The sequence below is a fragment of the Paenibacillus tyrphae genome (assembly GCF_000722545.1).
Taxonomy (GTDB): domain Bacteria; phylum Bacillota; class Bacilli; order Paenibacillales; family NBRC-103111; genus Paenibacillus_G; species Paenibacillus_G tyrfis.
In genome coordinates, this window is sequence record NZ_JNVM01000052.1 from 1 (window position 1) to 20,434 (window position 20,434).

Sequence of the window (20,434 nt, forward strand, 5' to 3'; positions counted from 1 at the left end):
CGGGTGACCGGCGCTTCCGGGGCGAACGCCGTGTCGCTTACCCCGTTCACAAGCTTGGCGGTCAGCGCTTGGGCCAACGCCTCGCGATACCACGCATCGGGCGGCTGGGGCGGTGCCCCTGCGGCTTCCGGCGACGGCAAAAGCGAATCCGGCTCCGTTCTGAGCGTGAAGCCGGACAAAGCGAAGCTGCTGGAACAGCTTGCCGCTGCCGAAGGAGCCCCGGTTACAATCGACGCCGGTGCCCGGTCCGACAGCGCCTTGAAGCAGATCATCGTAGAACTGCCGGGTGAGGTATGGCTTAAAGCGGCAGAAGCCGGGTCGGCTTTCGTCGTTCGTTCCGATCAAGCGTTGCTGACCATTCCGCCGGATGCTTTTGCCATAGAGAGCGCAGCGACTCCGGTTAAGCTAACTGTCACCATGTCGCAGGAGGCTCCCGGCAAACCGTCCTATGCCGGACTCGCTTCTCCCGTATTCGATTTTACGCTTCAGGCGGGCGGCCGGACGATCGATGCGTTCGACAAGAACGTGACGGTGCTGCTGCGGTATGACTCAGCCAAGATCGGCGATGCCGCCAAGACAGGAATTTATGTTTATAACGCTCCGGCCGGACGCTGGGAATACGTCGGCGGCAAGGCGGAGAACGGGGCGATTCAAGTCCGGTTGAGCCACTTCTCGTCCTATGCCGTCATGGAATGGAACCGAACGTTTGACGATATAGCGGCTCACTGGGCAAAGACGACCATCGAACGGATGGCGGCCAAGCAGATCGCCGACGGCATGACGGAGACGGCCTTCGCGCCGGAGGCGACCATGACGCGGGCTCAGTTCGCCGCGCTGCTCGCGCGGACGCTGAAGCTGCCGCCCGGCGCTAAGGAGCTGCCGTTCAAGGACGTGCCGCCCGATGCGTGGTATCGCGAGGCGTTGGCCCAAGCGCTGACCGCCAAGCTTGTGAACGGGGTAAGCGACACGGCGTTCGCCCCGGAAGCGCCGGTCACCCGCGAGCAAATGGCTCTCATGCTGATGAACGCGTACGGTTATGTCCGAGGGGCCAAGTCCCAATTGCCGACGAACGCACCGGCATTTACGGATCGCGAGGCCGTCAGCGACTGGGCCAAGGATTCGGTAGGACAGGCCGCCGGGCTGGGCTTGTTGGAAGGTAACCCGGACGGCTCCTTCGAGCCGCAGAGACAAGCGACGCGGGCTCAGGCCGTGACGGTTCTGCACCGGCTCCTAGACCATATGGAGAAGTAACGCCCAAGCAGCTCACAGGAAAAGCTCCCCGAAGGCAGTGGATGCCGAAGGGGAGCTTTTTCGCCGTTGAACGGAGATTGCACGACCTGCAAAGAACAGACAATAAACGACCAAACTTTCTGCAAACGCTTAAAATTAAGCGCTTTCAGGAGGATTTGAAAAAAATATGAAGATTTTTTATCGTTTTTTTGAAAATTAGCAGGAATATTGCGTTATTTGTCGTATTTTATTATCTACCATATGAGTGGCGGGGAGAGTTTAACATGCTTGTAAGTTCGTATCTGGTTCGTACGTTTAAATTGTCCGATTACGTTTCAGTCACGGAGCTTTTCAGGAATGTGCTTTCAGAGGAATGTTACGAGGAGACGATGGCGGCTTTCGCCAGGCAGTTGTCCTGGGACAGCGAGCTCGTCCTTGTTACCGAAGACGAAGGCGCGATCGTCGGTGTCATCGTCGGAACGATCGATAACCAGGATGGCTACTACTATCGCATTGCCGTAGGGCAGGATCATCAGCGCAGAGGAATCGGCCAGAACTTGATCGAGTCCCTTCGCCAGCGCTTTGTGGGACGCAAAGTGCGCCGCATCATGGTTACCATCGATTCACACAACGAAGTGGTTATTCCCGTATACGAGAAAGCCGGCTATCAGGCGGAAGACTTTTCCCGGTTCCCACAGCGGCTCAGCATTGTGAACGGCTGACATCGGGCCGAATCAAGCTTAACGAATCATACAAGCATACCCTGGAGCCCCTCGGTTTCCCGGCTATGCTTTTTTGTTTATTCGAAGATTACGGCTCTTGAAAGCGGTGCAACATAAGTTTATGCTAGTAGCAAGAGAAAGAAGCATGAAAGTCAGTTGAAAACCGCAGGCAGAAGGGTTTGGACCACATGGAGACGTTTACCCCGCATATCATCAAAAGCTTTAAACACGATGGGCACTTGCATCGCATGTGGCTTGAGAATTGGTTGGTGCCGGAACGTCTGCTGCATGAATCCCATCGGGCGGAGTCCATGCTGGTGCTGATTAACAGCCAGACGAAAATCGTCGAGGCCGACGGCAAAGAATGGGTCAGCCGCATTCCCGGAGTATCTTTTTTTATTCCGGGGCAGTGGTTTAACGTAGTCGCGCTGATCGAGGACGCCGGTGTCCGGTACTACTGCAACGTTGCTTCCCCGCCGTATGTGAACGGACGTGTCATTACCTATATCGATTACGATCTGGACGTGATTCGCATGCCGGCAGGCGATGTGCATGTCGTCGATCGGGAAGAATACGAGCAGCACAAGCTCGCCTATCATTATTCCACCGTCGTGGAGAGCAAGGTCGAGCAGGGCCTGCAGCATCTGCTGGAGCGCGTGAAAGGCGCTAAAGCGCCGTTTCGGGACGAGCTGGTCCTATCCTATTATGAGCAGTGGAGAGAACGCGGAGCGGAGGGTTAGGATGTGAGCTTTTCTCTGAGTAACAACGAAAGCGAACGGACCGATAGCCCGTCGGAGAGCCCGGTTAGCTCCAATCCTTTACGGGAGCTGCTGGGCTGGATGAAGTGGTTCGCGTTCGCGTTGGCCTTGGTCGTGCTCATGCATCAATTCGTGTTTCATTTGTCCACAGTCAAAGGAGAATCTATGCAGCCTACGCTGGAAGAGGGCGAATGGCTGTTTATCAATAAAACGATGCGTTACGTCGGCACACCGCCCAAGCGCGGAGACGTCGTGGTCATCCAGGAGCCGCCGGGAAGCGAATCGATGCATCCATTTTTGGTGAAGCGGGTAGTAGCGGTGGCCGGAGACGAGGTGCATATCCGGGGCGGCAAGCTTTACGTCAACGGCAGCGAGGCGCAGGAGGCTTACACGGATTCCAACATCGAGGACGGGCGCTTCGAGCCTTATACGATTGCCGAAGGCCATCTGTTTGTCATGGGGGACAACCGACACCGGTATGCCAGCTACGATAGCCGTACCTTCGGCGCTATTCCGGTAACCCGGGTCGTCGGGCGGGCGGAATGGATCGTATGGCCGCCGCAAAAGTGGAGGAGCCTGTAATGGAAAAAGAAGGCATCAGGGTGGGAACGGAGCAGCAGAGCGAACGATTTGCGGGCGCAGAGGAGCTGCAGCCCGCGGACTGGAGACAGCTCAAGGAGCAACTGCAAGCGGAGGCGGCGAAGCTTGGTATTGATAAGATCGGCTTTTCCAGCGCCGACCCGTTCGTCGAATTGAAGGACATTTTGATCCGGCACCGCGAAAAAGGGTTCGAATCCGGCTTCGAGGAGTCGGATATCGAGAAGCGTGTGGACCCGGCCCTAACACTTGTGGAGCCCCGATCCATCATTTCGATCGCGGTGGCATATCCGTCGAAGCTGAAGGATGCGCCGCGGTCCGAGCCGGGCGCGTACCGGGGCATTTTATCCCGATCCGCTTGGGGGCAGGACTACCATCATGTGCTGCGCAACCGGCTTGCAAGGCTGGAAGCTTGGATTCGCGAACGGGTGCCCGGAGCGCGCACGGCGAGTCTGGTCGATACCGGAGCGCTTGTCGACCGGGCGGTGGCCGAACGTGCCGGGATCGGCTGGGTGGGCAAAAACTGCTGCGTCATTACCCCGGAGTGGGGGTCCTGGGTATTCCTTGGGGAATTGATTACGAACGTGCCGTTTCCGCCCGATACGCCGATAACCGAGAGCTGCGGCGATTGCACGCTTTGCATCGATTCCTGTCCGACCGGGGCGCTTGTCGGCCCAGGGCAGCTTAACGCGCAGCGCTGCGTTTCGTTCCTCACGCAGACGAAAGGGCTCATCGAGGACGACGAGCTGAAGCGCAAGATCGGCAACCGGCTGTACGGCTGCGATACGTGCCAGATCGTCTGTCCCAAAAATAAAGGCATTCACGCCGGGCATCAACTGGAGCTGCAGCCGGACCCCGAGGTTGTCAAACCGCTGCTGCTGCCGCTGCTGTCGATGTCGAACCGCGAGTTCAAAGAGCGGTTCGGCCACAGCGCTGCCGCTTGGCGCGGGCGCAAGCCGATCCAGCGCAACGCGATCCTCGCGTTGGGCAACTTCCGGGACGCAAGCAGCGTGCCGCAGCTCGCGGAGCTGCTGCGGAAGGACGAGCGTCCCGAGATTCGCGGTACGGCGGCCTGGGCGCTTGGCCGCATCGGCGGCGAGACTGCGCGCGAGGCGCTGGACGCCGCTTGGGAGACGGAGCGGGACGAGGCCGCCCGCCGGGAGATCGGCAAAGCGCGAGCGCAATTTACGGGAGAGCGACAGGGGGATGAGCAGGATGGCGATCCGATACGATGAAATGGATTCACCGATCGGTGTATTGACGCTAGGCTGGAATGCAGAGCCGCAAGGCGGCTTATGTCAGATCGAATTCGGCGCGTTCGCCGATGCCGAACCGAAGCTTCGCGCTTGGTCCGATAAGTGGTTCGGTACGGGCGACTGGGTAAGGGACCCCGGGGCGCTATCCGAGGCGGCCGGTCAACTTCGGGCTTATTTTGCCGGTACGAGGCGGACGTTCGATCTGCCTCTGGATTTGCGCGGTACGCCGTTCCAAATTCAAGTCTGGAAGGCGTTGACCGATATTCCGTTCGGCGAAGTCTGGTCGTATAAAGATGTTGCCGTCCGGATCGATTCGCCGAAAGCGGTGCGCGCCGTAGGGGGAGCGAATAACCGCAATCCGATCCCGGTTATCGTGCCCTGTCATCGCGTGATCGGCGCAAGCGGCGCAATGGTCGGCTACGGCGGCGGACTGCACATAAAGACGTTTTTGCTTCAGCATGAAGGCTTTTCGGGGAAAGGGGCCCTAGCGTGAGATACGTGCATATCGAGAACGTCGAGTCTGGGCAATATTTGGGACGGACGATTTTTTCCGCGAACGGGGCGGTGCTGCTATCCGAAGGGGTGCAGCTAACCGTATTCATGATCACGACGCTGAAGCGGATCGGCGTGACGATGATTTATATTAAAGACCAGCAGTTTGACGATATTGATCTGGCCGATCTCGTCTCGGAGGAGACGAAGCGGGCCGTGATGCAGCGGATGGGAGAGACGTTCGATTCGATCCGGTCCGGGAAAGATTTCAACACGAAGCATATCGGGGTAAGCATCGATACGCTGCTGGACGAAATTATGAGAAACAAAGAAGTGCTGGTGCAGCTGTCGGATATCCGGACGCACGATAACGAAATGTACGTGCATACGATCAACGTTTGCATGATGTCGACGCTGATCGGCATCAATATGGGGCTGTCGACGACGCAATTGAAGGAGCTGGCAGTCGGCGCTCTGCTGCATGATGTCGGCAAGCTTGAGCTCGTGACGGACGATGAAAGCGGCGATCCGAGAAAGCATCATACGTGGCGCGGCTTTGAAGTATTGAAGCATAAGCGGGAGCTCAGCTTGCTGATTGCGCACGTTGCTTTTCAACATCACGAGACGATGGACGGACAAGGCATGCCGCGTCAGCTGCCGGGCGATGAAATTCATCTGTATGCGCGCATCGTTGCCGTGGCGGACACGTATGACAACCTGCTGTTCGACTTGTCCGAAGGCCGGAGGATGCTGCCGCACGATGCGTGCGAGCGCATGATGGTGCTGGCGGGCGAGAAGCTGGACCGGGAGATCGTGATCCAGTTTTTGCGTACGGTTTCGGTTTATCCGACAGGTACGTCGGTCAAGCTGTCCACCCGGGAAACCGGCGTCGTGGTCGGTCAGCACCGGGGGCTGCCGGGCCGGCCGGTCATCCGTGTGGTCAAGGGCGGCGGAGACGATATGGAGGTCAAGGAAATCGATCTGGCCAAGCAGACGACCGTGTTTATCGAGAGCGTCCTGATGTAGAGGGAAAAATGGTGTTTGTAACCGAGGCTTTGACATGCTATGATGAAGAAATGACATCCATCGTTTGAGGTGAAGGTACGATTATGTGGGGTTACGTCATTACCGCGGTTATCGCCCTCATTGCCGGAGGCGCGGCCGGTTTTTTTATCGGCGTGAAGTACTTGCGCAAGCAGATTGAAAAAATGCAGAGCAATCCGGACATGCTGCAGCAGATGGCCAAGCAAATGGGGTACAACTTGAACAAGCAGCAGATGCAAAAAATGCAAACCATGATGAAGAAACAAAAGTTTCGTCCGTAAGCCCGAAAAGCCTGGTCGCGGGCTTTTCTTTCTATATTGGAATGGAAACTCCGGACGAATTCAGGAGGAGGATAACACATGCCGGCCAAAGAATACAAAAACAGCCGTGTTGCCGACAACCGGGAACAAGTCGAGCATCATATCCGGGAGATTTTGCGCTTGATCGGCGAAGATCCGGACCGTGAAGGTCTGCTTGACACACCTGCGCGGGTCACCCGCATGTATGAAGAAATTTTTGCAGGCTATGACGCAGACGTAAAAGATATTTTAGGCGTTGCCTTCGATGAGAAGCATGAGGAGCTCGTCATTGTAAAGGATATCGTCTACTACAGCCAGTGCGAGCATCATATGGCGCCGTTCTTCGGCAAAATCCATATCGGATACATTCCTAGCGGCAAAATTGCCGGGCTGAGCAAGTTCGCCCGCCTAGTCGAAGCGGTCACCCGTCGCCTCCAAGTGCAGGAGCGGATTACGTCGGAAATTGCCGACATCATCGAGTCGGAGCTTGAGCCGCACGGCTGCATGGTCGTCGTCGAGGGCGAGCATCTGTGCATGTGCGCACGCGGCGTCAAGAAGCCGGGCAGCAAAACCGTGACCTCCGCCGTTCGCGGACTGTTCCGTACGGATGCGGCCTCACGTTCAGAGTTTTTATCGCTAATTAAAGAGTAGGGACAGAGGATGCGGGGGGAACCTGCGTCCTTTTTCTTTCACTGTTTGATACGGACACTACATACAAAAAAGGAAAAGAGGGTGTGCAGATGTATTGGTTGTATTTGGGGGCTGCGATTGCCCTCGAAATCGCCGGAACGATTTCGATGAAATTTTCGCAGGGCTTTACGCGGCTGACGCCTTCGATCCTCATGGTCGTCTTTTACTTGCTGGCGTTTACCGCGCTCAATTTTTCCCTGAAGCAAATTGACGTGAGCGTGGCCTACGCGATATGGTCGGGTCTCGGAACGGCGGTGATTGCGGTGATTGGGTATTTGTATTTTAACGAGTCCATGTCGCTGTTAAAAGCCGGTTCTATCGTTCTGATCATCCTCGGCGTCATCGGACTGAACTTGGGCGGAGGGGCTCACGGAAGCTCGGCCGATGCGCAATCGGAAAGCGCCCCTGGGTCAAAGCAGCAGATACAGGATTAAATAGGCGACTACACCAACCCGATTCTGGTGGCATGGAACTGGTCGTTTATGCCCATTGATCTGTTCATCTCTCTCACTGGTCTGTACAGCCTGTATCTGCACGGAAAAGGCCGGAGCGCGTGGGCCGGCTGGCCCCTACATGAATGCAGCAATCCCCGGACCGACGCGGCTCGCAGATGTTTTGCTTTTGACTTCGCATGCGAACCGGATTTTTGTCAGCCGGGGATTCGTTACGTTTCAATAGGGCAGCCACATCAAATGACGGGCAGCCGCGAATCGTTCGTTAACATGGTCCCAATTCACCGTGTTCCACCAAGCTTCAATGTATTTGGGCCGTTCGTTCTTATATTTGAGGTAATACGCGTGCTCCCATACATCCAGCACAAGCAGCGGGATGACGTCCCATTGCGACAAGTTTTGATGCTTCTCCGCCTGCAAAATTTCCAGCCTGTGGCTGCGCGGGCTCCAGACCAGAATGGCCCAGCCGCCGCCTTCTACCTTATCCGCCGCTGCGCTGAATTGCTTGTGAAACCCTTCGTAAGAGCCGAACGACTTTTTAATCTCCGCGGCGATCGGTCCCGTCGCTTTTCCGCCACCGCCCGGTTTCATCACATTCCAGAAAATCGTATGAAGGTAGTGTCCCGCTCCGTTGAACGCCGCTTCCCTTTCCCAATGCTTAACCAGCGAAAAGTCGCCCGTTTCCCTCGCGCGCGCAAGCATGTTCTCGGCTTTATTTAGCCCCTCAACATAGCTTTTATGGTGCTTGTCATGATGCAGCCGCATCGTTTCCGCATCGATATACGGCTCGAGCGCATTGTAGGCGTAGGGCAGAGGCGGCAGCTTATGGCCTCCGATCGGTACCGGCTTGGAAAAGGGGGCTTGAGGCCGGTCGCTGCCTGTCCAGGTGCCTTCTTGGGTAGCCGTTAGTTGATTCAGATCGATGGGAGACGATTCGCTTTCGCCGCGCCATAAGTGGATGTGTGCTTGCTCTTCGCCCGGAGACCGTTTCTCCGCGGCTGTATCTCCGACTTCCTCGTCGCGAGGGTCTTCATAGCTTTCCGAGCTTTGGGCTGCGTGAAGAACCCCAAGGAAATATTCGGATTCGCGGATGATGTGCAAGAATACGGTTTGGACGACCGGATTCGCCCGAACGGGTCGGCTGCGTTCCAGAATGAGAAATAACTGGCGGACAAATTCCTGCGACTGGGCAATGGACGTATAGAGCAGCTCGTTAATTTTGGCGGCCATATATGGACTGACCGGGGGCTTGGCCCGCAGCACGGCTTCGATCCATTGCTGGCTGGCCACTTCCGTCTGCGCAAGGACGCCTTCCCATTGGTGCAGCAGTGCGGCGTATTCCGGTTCGAGCGTTGGAACCAATTCGCGGATGACGACCGTATGTTCCCTCTCCTGCATTTTCCAAAACCGGATCTCCTCCAACACCCTGAGCGGCATCAGGGAACCGTAAACGTACAGCATACGCAAAAACCTCCCCGTCGTTCGGCTTCATCCGGCTTTCGCGGCCGGACGGTACACGAATATTGTATTCGGGGAGGGGGACAGCTATGTTTTATTTATCTAACGGGCTTTATTATACTTCTGCGGTTGTGCCGGAGCGGAGGACAACGTACGGAGGAAGCCCGTCGTCATCTGCAGATAGCTTTTGCTGTGAGCGCGGTAGATCAGCTCGTGCCCGTCATTCTCGAGCAGCCACAGCTCGGAGCCGGAGCCCGCTTTTTGCTTCTGGAAGATACCTTCCGCCATTTCGTACGGGGCCCGCAAATCTTTCTTGCCGTGGATGAAGAAAATCGGCATCGAATACTGCGTCTCTTTCACTTTGTCATAAGGCACTTGGTTCAAGCTGACCCCATTGATCAGCGGGAAAAACATATGCACGAGGCTTTGAGAAAACTTTGGCAAATTCGCCGCTTGCTTCATGTTATGGTACAGGGTGTCCGGTTCGAGCACGAAGGTGCTGTCGAGAATCATTCCGTCGATATCTTTCGTTTGCAGCGCGGCCTGCAGAGCCGTTCCGGCTCCCATCGAGAAGCCCCAGACGAACACTTTTTCGGCTCCCCGGTCTTTCGCGTACTTGACGGCGCCCAGAAGCTCTTGCGATTCGCGCAAACCGCCTGTCACGTTCCACTGAGGCTGGACGTAGCCGTAATCGAACATCAGCACGTTGTAGCCCATATCATGGGCTGCCTTAGCCAAATCGTAGATGGGTACCCAGATTTCTTCGCGGTTCCCGCCGTAGCCGTGCGAGAACACAACCGTTTGCCGGGCAGCTGCCGTTCCCGTGCTCGACGGGATGTACCAGCCGGATAGGTTGGAGGAGGCATTCAGACTTGGAAATTGTACGTCCTCGTAAGCGGCGCCGAAGGCAATGGCAGGATTCGAGCGCAGCGGATCGATATGCGGCCGGGCCAGCGTCCAGGCAATATAAGCGTGAAAGGCCATCGTTAAGCTGAACAGCAGAAGCAGAACGGACAGCAGAGCGAGAAGCAGACCCCGGTGCCTTCTGAGGAAGGTAGTACGTTTGATAGCGCTTTCAACCGTAGTGGTGTTTAAAGGTACGGGTGAATAAGAATTGGTTTCCATGCCGGATCCCTCCCATTGAAACTAAGATGACTTCCTTTGACGGATGACGTCGGATACGGCTCTGATAACGATTTGAAAACGCGAGCTTTTTATCCGACGGTCGGAGGGAAAAACTTGCGATATCCATTTGCGGTCAGATCCGAAGATTCGAGGCTTGTAAGATCCTTATATTTTTATAGTATAGGGAGAATGGCCGGGCGTCAATATTGCGCGAAAAATGTAAACTTTCTGTAATCTCCCTGTAACATCGTTTGTTACAACTACTGGAAAAACAATATTTTATCGAAGAAGGAACGACCTTCATATAGGAAAACGAGCGGAAATCGGCTATAATAGATTTCAACCAGTGAAACAGATTTTCGGGGAGTGGGAATATGGTCGAAGATGGCAAACTAACCGTTCGCGCCGTCGAACGGGCTCTGGATATATTGCTTTGCTTTACGGAAGCGGAAGATTTGAACTTAACGGAAATTTCTGCAAAAGTCGGGCTGCATAAAAGCACGGTCCACCGGCTGTTGGCTTCGCTGGAAGGCAAAGGCTTCATCATCCGCGATCCGGCCTCGGAGCGGTACCGTCTCGGCTTTCGCATCTGGGAGCTGAGCGCCAATTTGACACACAGCGACGATCCGGCGCTGATCGTGCTGCCGGAGATGGAACGGCTGCGCGATCAAGTCGGTGAGACCGTCAGCCTGTACGTGCGCGACGGCATGGAGCGCGTCCGCGTGCAGGCGGTTCAGAGCAACCAGGCGATCCGCCGGGTTGCTCCGATCGGGGCGAGACTGCCGCTGTCCGTCGGCGCGTCGAGCAAGATCCTCGTCGCCTTCGCCGATCCGGACGAGCAGCAGCTGCTGCTGCGCGATCCGTCCTGGCCGACGGCGGTGCTGCCAGCTGCTTATTTGCAGCAGCTGGAGGAAGTGAAGGCGCTGGGCTACGCCACCAGCGTCGAGGAGCGCGAACCCGGCGCTGCGGCGGTGGCGGCGCCAATCTTCGGCCGCGCCCAGCGGCTGGTTGCCGCTCTCGCGGTGTCGGGGCCGGCCAACCGGCTGACGCTCAAGAAGATGAAGGAACACGCGCCTGCCTTGATGGAGGCCGCCCGTAGAATGGGCAAGATGCTGAAGTAATCGGCAGAGCCGCTTCATCTAGCAAAAAAGGAAGCCCCAGGACCTCACGAGGAGGACTGGGGCTTCCTTTTTTATAAACTTCGTCTTACACCATGATTTGACGCAGGACGGTTTGCAGAATACCGCCGTTACGGTAGTAATCGACATCCACGTAGCTGTCCAGACGGACGATAGCTTCGAAGCTGAAGCTCGAGCCATCTTCGCGAGTGACGTTGACGGATACTTTTTGACCCGGCTGCACGTCGTTGCTCAGACCTGTAATGTCGAACGCTTCTCTGCCGGTCAAGCCGAGCGATGTCCAGCTTTGACCTTCCGAGAATTGCAGCGGAAGCACGCCCATGCCAACCAGGTTGGAACGGTGAATCCGCTCGAAGCTTTCCGCGATGACGGCTTTCACGCCGAGCAGGAACGTTCCTTTTGCCGCCCAGTCGCGGGAGCTGCCTGTGCCGTATTCTTTGCCGGCGATAACGACGAGGTTCGTGCCTTGCTCTTGATACTTCATCGAAGCATCGTAGATGGACATGACTTCGCCGGTCGGCAGGTAAGTCGTTACGCCACCCTCAGTGCCCGGTGCCACTTGGTTGCGGATACGGATGTTCGCAAACGTACCGCGCATCATGACATCGTGGTTACCACGGCGGGAACCGTAGGAGTTGAAGTCTTCTTTCTTCACGCCATGCTCGATCAAGTATTTGCCGGCAGGGCTGTCGACCTTGATGTTACCCGCAGGCGAGATATGGTCCGTCGTGACGGAATCGCCGAGCAGCGCAAGCGTCTTAGCTCCGCGGATATCCGCAATGTCCGACAGTCCGGCGCCCAGGTTCTCGAAGAACGGCGGGTTCGCGATATACGTGGAAGTCGGCCATTCGTACAGCTCGCCTTCCGGTACCTTGATCGCGTTGAAGCGTTCGTTGGAACGGAATACGTTGGCATATTTTTCACGGTACAGCGCAGGGCTCATTGCGGATTGGATCGCTTCTTGAATCTCCTGCGATGTCGGCCAGATGTCTTTCAGGTAAACCGGCTCGTTCTTTTGGTTGTAGCCGATCGGATCGTTCGCCAGATCGATGTTGACCGTACCGGCCAAAGCGTAAGCGACGACAAGCGGCGGCGAAGCCAGGTAGTTGGCTTTCACTTGGGCGTGAACGCGGCCTTCGAAGTTCCGGTTACCGGAAAGTACGGCAGCAACGGTCATATCGTTGTCGGCAATCGCTTTGCTTACTTCGTCCGGCAGCGGACCGGAGTTACCGATACACGTTGCGCAGCCGTAGCCGGCGACGTGGAAGCCGAGCGCTTCGAGCGATTCGAGCAAACCGGCTTTTTTCAGGTAGTCGGTAACGACCAGGGAGCCCGGCGTCAAGCTGCTTTTGACGTAGCCCGGTTTTCTGAGGCCGAGAGCTACCGCTTTTTTCGCAACGAGACCGGCGCCCAGCATAACACTTGGGTTAGACGTATTGGTACAGGAAGTGATCGCTGCGATGACGACGGCGCCTGTGCCCATTTTGCTCGTTTCGTTGTTCGGATGATTCACTTCGACCGTTTCCGCGATTTTCTCGTCGGACAGGCCGTAGCCGCCTTTTTCGATCGGAGTGCGAATGATGCTGTTGAACGATTCCTTCATGTTCGTCAGTTCGACGCGGTCTTGCGGACGCTTCGGACCGGCCAAGCTCGGAACGACCGAACCGAGGTCAAGCTCTAGCGTATCGCTGAACACCGGATCCGGCGTTGCGTCGGTGCGGAACATGCCTTGCTCTTTATAGTAAGCTTCGACAAGCGCGATTTGCTCTTCGTTGCGGCCCGTGCCTCTCATGTAGTTCAAGGACTCGGAGTCAACCGGGAAGAAGCCGATCGTTGCGCCGTATTCCGGAGCCATGTTCGCTACCGTCGCACGGTCTGCCAAGCTGATGTTGCTCAGGCCTGGGCCGTAGAATTCGACGAACTTGCCGACAACGCCTTTTTTGCGCAGCATTTGGGTTACGGTCAGCGCGAGGTCGGTTGCCGTAGCGCCTTCCGCCAGCGTACCGGTCAGCTTGAATCCGATAACTTCCGGCGTTACGAAATACAGCGGTTGGCCCAGCATGCCTGCTTCAGCCTCGATACCGCCGACGCCCCAGCCCACGATACCCAGACCGTTGATCATCGTCGTATGGGAGTCCGTACCGACGAGGGAATCCGGATAAACTTCCGTTTCGCCGTCAACGGTTTTCGTAGCTGCGACGGATGCGAGGTACTCAAGGTTAACTTGGTGAACGATACCGGTATCCGGCGGCACGGCGCGGAAGTTGTCAAACGCCGTTTGCGCCCAGCGCAGGAAGCGGTAGCGCTCTTCGTTGCGCTCGAATTCGATGCGTTCGTTATATTCGAGTGCGTCCGGGGAACCGAAAGCATCAACCATAACCGAGTGGTCGATAACGAGGTCGACCGGAACAAGCGGGTTGATCCGTTTCGGGTCGCCGCCCGCCCGTTTCATCGTATCTCTCATGGCTGCCAAGTCGACGACGACTGGTACGCCGGTGAAGTCCTGCAGCACGATCCGTGCCGGAATGAACGGAATTTCTTTGTTGGCATCGCGTTCGGAAGCCCAGCCGGCGATTTGTTTAACGTGCTCTGCCGTGATCGCCTTGCCGTCGAATTGACGGATAGCCGCTTCAAGCAGAACTTTAATGGAGAAAGGCAGATTTTGTACATGGCCGTTGCCTTGCGCTTCAAACGCCTGCAGGCTGTAGTAGTTGTACGATTGACCGCCAACATTCAGCTGCTTGCGGACCGAGAATTGGTCTTTTTTAGACATGGTGCTATTCCTCCTTAAGACAAGTAATCAGCTGCATGGATCTTGTTTCATTGTATGAAACTTGATTTCATTATTAGCCATAGCTATAGTATACATGCTGAAAGGCCTTTTCGTAAAGGTAGATTTCGCTCATTTTTATACAGCGGCACGCATACCATGGGAATGAATGTTTTCTGTCCTGTTGAAATAAATCGATCTTAGCCGTACAGGCTTCCGATGAAAGGGGACCGATGCCGTGTCTTGGAAAACGACCCTCTACGATTATGTACATCATCGCAATCAAATGGACATCGATTATTCCGTGGAACCGATGCTGCCCTTTGTGGAGGATGCTGCGTATTTGAGCGCGCAGACCGAGAGGCTTGCCCGGCGGGCGGACATCGACCGTCAGCGGCAATTCGTACCGACCAAAAGCGAAACCCGGCTCACCGTCGATCAAGTGGCGGAGCGCGGAGACAGCATCGTAGCCGACATCACCCTCAGACGGACGACCGTCGGCGAGATTCGTCGGGTCCTCTATGAAGAGCAGCGGATCGAGCAGGAACGGATCATCCTTTCCCCGGCGTCGGACGGCTGGTCCGTTGTACATATCGAATATCTTCAAACGGAGCAGGCTTTACGTTTAAAACCTTCGATTGCGGGCGGGATTATGCAGGCGGAGGATTCGTTTGCCGCCGTCGGGTTAATGCGTACCCCTTCCGTACCGTATTTGAATACTCAAATCATTTCCCAATTCCAGCAAGCCGCCGCTCGCACCCCTTACAACCGACTCGAAGCTGCACGTTACGCAGATGAATGGTGGGACAATGCGAATCCGGCCTACCTTGCTTTTGAGGTTAACTGCAGCAATTACGTGTCCCAATGCATCTTTGCAGGCGGAGCGCCTATGAACTATACTGGTAAAAGGGATTCGGGCTGGTGGTACAAAGGCCGGGTCGGCGGTCAGGAGCACTGGAGCTTCAGTTGGGCCGTAGCCGAAAGTCTGCAGTTCCATCTGCTGACGAGTCGCAGAGGGCTTCGGGCCCAAGAAGTGGCGAATCCGCAACAGCTCGATTTGGGCGATGTCATCAGCTATGATTGGGATGGCGACGGCCGGTATCAGCATACCACCATTGTTACCGCCAAGGACCCAAGCGGCATGCCGCTTGTCAATGCTCAGACGATCAACAGTAAGCATCGGTACTGGAGCTATACGGATTCCCCGGCTTGGACAGAGCGAACGCGCTACCGTTTCCTGCATTTATCCGATTCCTTTTAATCTTTCCGAATTTAGCTGTGCGTAGCTTAGGCTTCGCTTTTCTGCCGTCGGCCATGCACGGAGCCCGCTTTTTCATGATTTTAGACGGCTTGGATCAACATACTTCCGGAGGTTTCTATGAGCGACAAAATACGTATAGGCTTGATTTACGGCGGCAAATCCGGGGAGCATGAAGTCTCGCTCCAAACGGCACTGGCCGTCATCAAAGCATTCGACTTAAATAAATACGAGGTGCAGCCGTTTTACATAACCAAGCAAGGGGAGTGGCATTCGGGACCGCAGCTTACGGCGCCGGCCGAATCGGTCGAAGCACTTGCATTCGATGGCTCGTCCGAATCTTCGGGAGGGTTTGCCCTTCAGCCGTTTTTTGCCGCCCAACCGGCTTCAACCGACACCGACGCGGCGATAAAGGTGTCGGGCGCTTCTGCGCCGTCTGCTCCGCTGGATGTCGTCTTTCCTTTGCTGCACGGTACGTTCGGCGAAGACGGCACCATTCAAGGGCTGCTTGAAATGGCGAACATCGCCTATGTAGGCGCAGGTGTACTGGCTTCGTCCGTAGGCATGGACAAAATCGCCATGAAAAAAATATTCGCTCAGGAAGGTCTGCCGCAATGCATCTTCCGCCATTTCTCGAAAAATCAGTGGGAAAAAGACAACGCCTATTTCCTGATGGAAATTGAAATCTCGATCGGGTATCCCTGCTTCGTCAAGCCGGCCAATCTCGGATCGAGCGTCGGCGTAAGCAAAGCGCGCAACCGCGAAGAGCTGCTTGCCGCCGTCAATCAAGCGTTTCGTTACGACCGCAAGGTCATTGTCGAAGAGTTCGTCAATGCCCGCGAGGTCGAAGTGGCGGTGCTCGGCAACGACGAGCCGCAAGCCTCCGTTGTCGGCGAGATCGTATCTTCGAGCGAGTTTTACGATTACAAGGCCAAATATGTCGACGGCACCTCGTCCATGATTATTCCGGCGGAAATTCCGCAAGAGACGGCGGAAGAAATCAGGGAGCTCGCTGTTCGGGCTTTTACGGCTATCGACGGTTCGGGCTTATCCCGCGTCGATTTCTTCCTAAGGAAAGAAGACAACAAAATCTTCATTAATGAAATAAACACCATGCCTGGCTTCACTCCTTACAGCATGTATCCGCTGCTGTGGCGCGAGAGCGGGAAGCCTTACGGCGAGCTGATCGACGACTTGATTCGTCTTGCGTTGGAGCGTCATGCCGAGAAGCAGCGCTTGGAGTATACCTTGGACTAATGTTCGGCATAGATCCCAACCGCGGGACTTGCTTTTGTCTTCCTAGATTCGATATGCTTAAGCTAAAAAACGGCTGAAAGGAGCGAATTCATGGGATTTCAAACCGAGTTTAATTCCGTTTGCAAGTTCAAATCCGAGCAAGAGCTGTTCGAGCTGCTGGAATACGGCCGCGGCAAAATGGTGAAAAGCGGATTCCGCGTATTTCCCACCGGACAGAAAGTTATCGCCTTTACGCCGGATAACCAAGCCATTGCCATCGTCAAAATTTTGGCCTCTATCGCCGAAATTAATTTTCAGGGCGAAGAAGTGACGCAGGTCGAGATGGAGCTGGTTCGCAAGCTGAACGAAGAGGAAGCGCGCATCCAGACGTCGTTGGCTCACGAAATGTTTTTCGGTGAACGGGTGTAAACTGTCAATTCGGCTAGCCCCTACATTATATTGCGGCATTGCGGCGTTTTAACCCAGAAGGAAGCATCCTTTTCCAGACATGGAAGAGGGTGCTTTTTTGTTTCTAGGACAGGCTATGGAGTAGCTGACTATCGGGAGTGTGTATATAGCATGATCGTTCGTCTTGGTTACGTAGCGATGTCCATGATTGTTCAGAATGCCTCGCCTTCCAAAACGATGACGTATACCAACTTCGCCAAGCTTGACGACCGGGGAGCGGCGCTGCGCAAGCTGGAACGGATTGCTGCCGAGAATCTTCACAACACGCTACGGCTGCTTAAGCATAATCGGGCGCATGACATCGAGCTTTACCGCTGCTCCTCCAAGCTGATTCCCTTAGCCGGCCACGAGATGCTTAGCGATTGGGACCCGATGGAAGTTCTGGCGGAACCGTTTGCGGAAATCGGTAGCTATGCTAGAGGGCACCGGATGCGAATTAGCTTTCACCCCGATCATTTTACGGTATTAAGCACTCCGCGGGAGGAGGTGCTGCGGCACTCTTTCGCCGATCTGGATCGTCATGTCCGCATGCTGGAAGCGATGGGACTGGACGCGTCGGCCAAGTGCAACATTCATATTGGGGGAACGTACGGCAATAAGACAACGGCAAGAGAACGGTTCATCCGCAATTTCGATGCTTTAGAGGAACGGATTCGGGAGCGGATGACGCTGGAGAATGACGACAAGACGTTTAACGCCCTCGAAACCTTGGAGGTATGCGAAGAGGTCGGCGTTCCGATGGTGCTTGACATTCATCACGACCAAGTGAACCGGAGTGAAGAAACGGCGGAAGAGCTATGGCCGCGCATTCGGCAGACATGGCAAGGTCAGAAGGCACAGGCGGATACCGCAGCTTCTCCCCACGAATTGCCGCCCAAAATTCATGTCTCCAGCCCGAAAAGCGAAAAAGACCCCCGTAGCCATGCCGATTTCATCGATACCGGCATTCTCATGCTTTTTTTGCGCGCCATCGCCTCGACAACGCCGCGGATCGATATCATGCTTGAGGCAAAAAGGAAAGACGAAGCGCTGTTCCGCCTTATGGAAGCGATCCGTCAGGAAGAAGGGATTACGGTGTTGTCCCAAGCCTCGTTTGAGCTGTAAGTCCGGCATATCCGAACGCTTGAAATCTTCCTTTAAATGAAGTACGTTGAGAAGGGAGAAAGTTGTCCTAACTCTATTTTATGGATGAGAGGGGAACTGTTGGATATGAACTTGGTTGCCGGCAAAAACATATTGGTCATGGGGGTCGCTAACGACCGCAGCATTGCTTGGGCGATTGCGCAATCTTTGGCGAGCCACGGTGCAAGACTTGTTTTTACATATGAAAGCGAACGAGTCGAGGAGCGGGTGCGGAAGCTGGCCGATACGATTCCGAACTCCGTCGTTCTCCCATGCAACGTCACTTCGGATGAAGATATCGAGAAGCTGGCAGGAGCCCTGAAAGAACAGTTTGGCGTCCTGCACGGCATTGTGCACAGCATCGCTTTTGCGCGCACGGAGGAGCTGGAAGGGCTGTTCGTCAATACGTCGCGAGACGGCTTTGCACTAGCTCATGATATAAGCGCGTACTCCCTGGTGGCCGTGGCCCAGAAGCTTTACCCGCTTATGACCGAAGGCGGTAGCATTATGACCATGACTTATTTGGGCGCCGAACGGGCTTTGAAAAACTATAACGTCATGGGCATCGCCAAAGCGGCCCTCGAAGCCAGTGTACGTTATTTAGCCAACGACCTCGGCCAATATAACATCCGCGTGAACGCCATATCGGCAGGCCCGATCCGCACCCTCGCAGCCAAAGGCATCAAAGACTTCAATTCCATCTTGAAAACCGTCGAGGAAAAAGCACCCCTTCGCCGCACGACCGAAACCGCCGAGGTTGGAGATACGGCTCTCTTCTTAATGAGCCATCTATCCCGCGGGATTACGGGAGAAGTGATTTATGTCGACGGCGGTTACCATATTGTCGGCGTTTAATCCTCCAGTTATAATACAGCCATCCGTCATATCGGCGGGTGGTTTTCTTGTATAAATTAGAGTTTTTGGGAAAATCAAGGTTTTGTCACATTTGACTGCCTGTTAGACGAAACTCCGTAGCATATTTTACGTATATTAACTATACTGATACTATTCGATCTGTTGCCATGTCACTAGGATTGAAAAAGACTTCTATTTATTGATATAGAAAAGGAATGATTAGTAATGACCAATTCCAACATCCCCTCCTTTGCTGTCGGCAGCAAAAGCTTTACCGCGGTCGCAATTAATATCGCTTCCAAAGCGGGAGAATGGATTCAAAGCAAACTTGGAGACTTCAACAAGCTGCAAACCAAATATTCGTCCCACGATCTTGTCACGGAAGTCGATAAGGGCGCTGAAACGATGATTCGCAATTTGATACAGACGCATTTTCCACATCACGTTGTTTTGGGCGAAGAAGGAGTCGCTCCCGGTCCGGACGCTTCCAAGCGAGCGCTGGAGCAACTGAGCGACGCCGAATATTTGTGGATCGTCGATCCGTTGGACGGCACGACGAATTTCGTACACGGCTTTCCCTTTTTCTCCATATCGCTGGCGCTTGCGCATAAAGGCGAGGTCATTGTAGGCGTTGTTTACAATCCCGTTCATAACGAATTGTATGTCGCTGAGAAAGGAAAAGGCGCTTATCTCAAAGGTAAGCGTATGCAAGTTTCTTCCGAAACGAAGCTTCTTGACAGTCTGGTTGCTACCGGATTCCCGGCGGATCGGGCAGGTGCCCTGCCAGTAAATATGCGCGGCGTTCAAGCGTTGGCTCCTAAAGTAAGAAATCTCCGCGTGGCGGGATCTGCTGCTTTGCATATGGCCTATGTAGCTGCAGGACGCTTGAGCGGATTTTGGGAAATCGGATTAAATTCTTGGGATATGGCTGCCGGAGCGCTGCTTATTTCCGAGTCGGGCGGCAAGGTTACAGATACGGAGGGCAAGCCGTACAGCTTGCATGTCCGCGATGTTCTGGCCACGAATGGTCATATTCACGACGAAATCCAGCAGGAGCTGTCGGAAGCTTCGGCCACCGGTATTTAAAGCGATATTTTGCACATGAGATACAAACCAGCGCTGGTTTGTATCTTTTTTTGCAGAGGGGTTGATTTTCGATTTGAGCCATGGTATATTAGTCTTCCGGCCGTGAGCTGGGGCATCGCAAACTGGTGCAGGACAAGCTTTTGAAGAGTTTCGAAAAAAAACTTTAAAAAAAGTACTTGCATTACAGGTTGAAGATGTGGTATATTAAAGAGGTCGCTTTCGACGGGGTGTAAAACGGAGTCGAAAGATGACGAATGAAATTGCCCTTTGAAAACTGAACATCGAGTGAGTGTCATAAAGAGAATGAAAATTCTCGTCAGTAGTAAATTTTGAGCTTTAATCAGCTTTTCTTTAATGGAGAGTTTGATCCTGGCTCA

At 54.8% G+C, this 20,434-nt stretch carries 21 protein-coding genes and 1 pseudogene; 18 read left to right on the forward strand and 4 right to left on the reverse strand.

Annotated features, from left to right (window positions below):
• On the reverse strand, positions 1–272 hold a 272-nt coding region (locus ET33_RS40775; protein WP_407668133.1), incomplete at its 3' end, for an S-layer homology domain-containing protein.
• A gap of 415 nt (positions 273–687) precedes the next feature.
• On the opposite strand from ET33_RS40775, the gene ET33_RS40780 reads away from it, so the two are divergent.
• From ET33_RS40780 to ET33_RS39085, 11 genes and pseudogenes are all read left to right on the forward strand, one after another.
• Positions 688–1,251 carry an S-layer homology domain-containing protein gene (locus tag ET33_RS40780; RefSeq protein WP_407668134.1) on the forward strand — a complete coding sequence of 188 codons (564 nt, stop codon included), beginning with the start codon at positions 688–690 and terminating at the stop codon, positions 1,249–1,251.
• A 263-nt stretch (positions 1,252–1,514) separates the two neighbouring features.
• The gene (locus tag ET33_RS34015; RefSeq protein ID WP_036693078.1) at positions 1,515–1,952 is read left to right on the forward strand and encodes a GNAT family N-acetyltransferase; all 438 of its coding nucleotides are present in this window, start codon (positions 1,515–1,517) and stop codon (positions 1,950–1,952) included.
• A 188-nt stretch (positions 1,953–2,140) separates the two neighbouring features.
• Complete coding sequence (locus ET33_RS34020) at positions 2,141–2,692, forward strand: DUF402 domain-containing protein (RefSeq protein WP_036693082.1); 552 nt, start codon at positions 2,141–2,143, stop codon at positions 2,690–2,692.
• Positions 2,693–2,695: 3 nt separating this feature from the next.
• Positions 2,696–3,292 carry a signal peptidase I gene (lepB, locus tag ET33_RS34025; RefSeq protein ID WP_036693086.1) on the forward strand — a complete coding sequence of 199 codons (597 nt, stop codon included), beginning with the start codon at positions 2,696–2,698 and terminating at the stop codon, positions 3,290–3,292.
• Positions 3,292–4,542 (forward strand): tRNA epoxyqueuosine(34) reductase QueG, encoded by a 1,251-nt coding sequence (gene queG, locus ET33_RS34030; protein WP_081890630.1) that lies wholly within the window; start codon positions 3,292–3,294, stop codon positions 4,540–4,542. The genes lepB and queG overlap by 1 nt, the downstream gene beginning before the upstream one ends.
• On the forward strand, positions 4,523–5,056 hold the full coding sequence (locus ET33_RS34035; protein WP_036693092.1) for a methylated-DNA--[protein]-cysteine S-methyltransferase: 534 nt from the start codon (positions 4,523–4,525) through the stop codon (positions 5,054–5,056). Before queG ends, ET33_RS34035 begins: the two co-directional genes overlap by 20 nt.
• On the forward strand, positions 5,053–6,081 hold the full coding sequence (locus ET33_RS34040; protein WP_036693095.1) for an HD-GYP domain-containing protein: 1,029 nt from the start codon (positions 5,053–5,055) through the stop codon (positions 6,079–6,081). The genes ET33_RS34035 and ET33_RS34040 overlap by 4 nt, the downstream gene beginning before the upstream one ends.
• Before the next feature lie 83 nt (positions 6,082–6,164).
• A complete protein-coding gene (locus ET33_RS34045) occupies positions 6,165–6,380 on the forward strand; it encodes a YneF family protein (RefSeq protein WP_036693098.1) in 216 nt (71 codons plus the stop codon).
• 78 nt (positions 6,381–6,458) lie between these two features.
• A complete protein-coding gene (folE, locus tag ET33_RS34050; RefSeq protein WP_036693101.1) occupies positions 6,459–7,049 on the forward strand; it encodes a GTP cyclohydrolase I FolE in 591 nt (196 codons plus the stop codon).
• An 89-nt stretch (positions 7,050–7,138) separates the two neighbouring features.
• On the forward strand, positions 7,139–7,522 hold the full coding sequence (locus ET33_RS34055; protein ID WP_036693104.1) for a DMT family transporter: 384 nt from the start codon (positions 7,139–7,141) through the stop codon (positions 7,520–7,522).
• Positions 7,523–7,648 (forward strand): annotated as a pseudogene (locus tag ET33_RS39085) (DUF5360 family protein); the annotation flags it as partial. It lies immediately after the preceding gene.
• Positions 7,649–7,759: 111 nt separating this feature from the next.
• On the opposite strand, the gene ET33_RS34060 reads toward ET33_RS39085, so the two are convergent.
• The gene (locus ET33_RS34060; protein ID WP_036693108.1) at positions 7,760–9,001 is read right to left on the reverse strand and encodes a Fe-Mn family superoxide dismutase; all 1,242 of its coding nucleotides are present in this window, start codon (positions 8,999–9,001) and stop codon (positions 7,760–7,762) included.
• Positions 9,002–9,100: 99 nt separating this feature from the next.
• Positions 9,101–10,123, reverse strand: coding sequence for an alpha/beta hydrolase (locus ET33_RS34065; protein WP_036693111.1), 1,023 nt, complete (start codon positions 10,121–10,123; stop codon positions 9,101–9,103).
• Positions 10,124–10,497: 374 nt separating this feature from the next.
• On the opposite strand from ET33_RS34065, the gene ET33_RS34070 reads away from it, so the two are divergent.
• Positions 10,498–11,244, forward strand: a complete 747-nt coding sequence (locus ET33_RS34070; RefSeq protein ID WP_036693113.1) for an IclR family transcriptional regulator — start codon at positions 10,498–10,500, stop codon at positions 11,242–11,244.
• 85 nt (positions 11,245–11,329) lie between these two features.
• Here the strand turns inward: ET33_RS34070 and acnA are convergent, their stop codons facing one another.
• A complete protein-coding gene (gene acnA / locus ET33_RS34075; RefSeq protein WP_036693115.1) occupies positions 11,330–14,035 on the reverse strand; it encodes an aconitate hydratase AcnA in 2,706 nt (901 codons plus the stop codon).
• Positions 14,036–14,270: 235 nt separating this feature from the next.
• On the opposite strand from acnA, the gene ET33_RS34080 reads away from it, so the two are divergent.
• The 6 genes from ET33_RS34080 to ET33_RS34105 all read left to right on the forward strand — a co-directional run bounded on the left by ET33_RS34080 (position 14,271) and on the right by ET33_RS34105 (position 20,057).
• The gene (locus ET33_RS34080; protein WP_036693118.1) at positions 14,271–15,293 is read left to right on the forward strand and encodes an amidase domain-containing protein; all 1,023 of its coding nucleotides are present in this window, start codon (positions 14,271–14,273) and stop codon (positions 15,291–15,293) included.
• Positions 15,294–15,410: 117 nt separating this feature from the next.
• A complete protein-coding gene (locus ET33_RS34085) occupies positions 15,411–16,547 on the forward strand; it encodes a D-alanine--D-alanine ligase (RefSeq protein ID WP_036693121.1) in 1,137 nt (378 codons plus the stop codon).
• 90 nt (positions 16,548–16,637) lie between these two features.
• The gene (locus ET33_RS34090; protein WP_036693124.1) at positions 16,638–16,955 is read left to right on the forward strand and encodes a hypothetical protein; all 318 of its coding nucleotides are present in this window, start codon (positions 16,638–16,640) and stop codon (positions 16,953–16,955) included.
• A 150-nt stretch (positions 16,956–17,105) separates the two neighbouring features.
• Entirely contained in the window at positions 17,106–18,098 is a 993-nt protein-coding gene (gene uvsE / locus ET33_RS34095) for a UV DNA damage repair endonuclease UvsE (protein ID WP_036693126.1), read from the forward strand.
• Positions 18,099–18,203: 105 nt separating this feature from the next.
• Positions 18,204–18,971, forward strand: a complete 768-nt coding sequence (fabI, locus tag ET33_RS34100; RefSeq protein ID WP_036693128.1) for an enoyl-ACP reductase FabI — start codon at positions 18,204–18,206, stop codon at positions 18,969–18,971.
• Positions 18,972–19,196: 225 nt separating this feature from the next.
• Entirely contained in the window at positions 19,197–20,057 is an 861-nt protein-coding gene (locus ET33_RS34105) for an inositol monophosphatase family protein (protein WP_036693132.1), read from the forward strand.
• Positions 20,058–20,434: the final 377 nt, after the last annotated feature.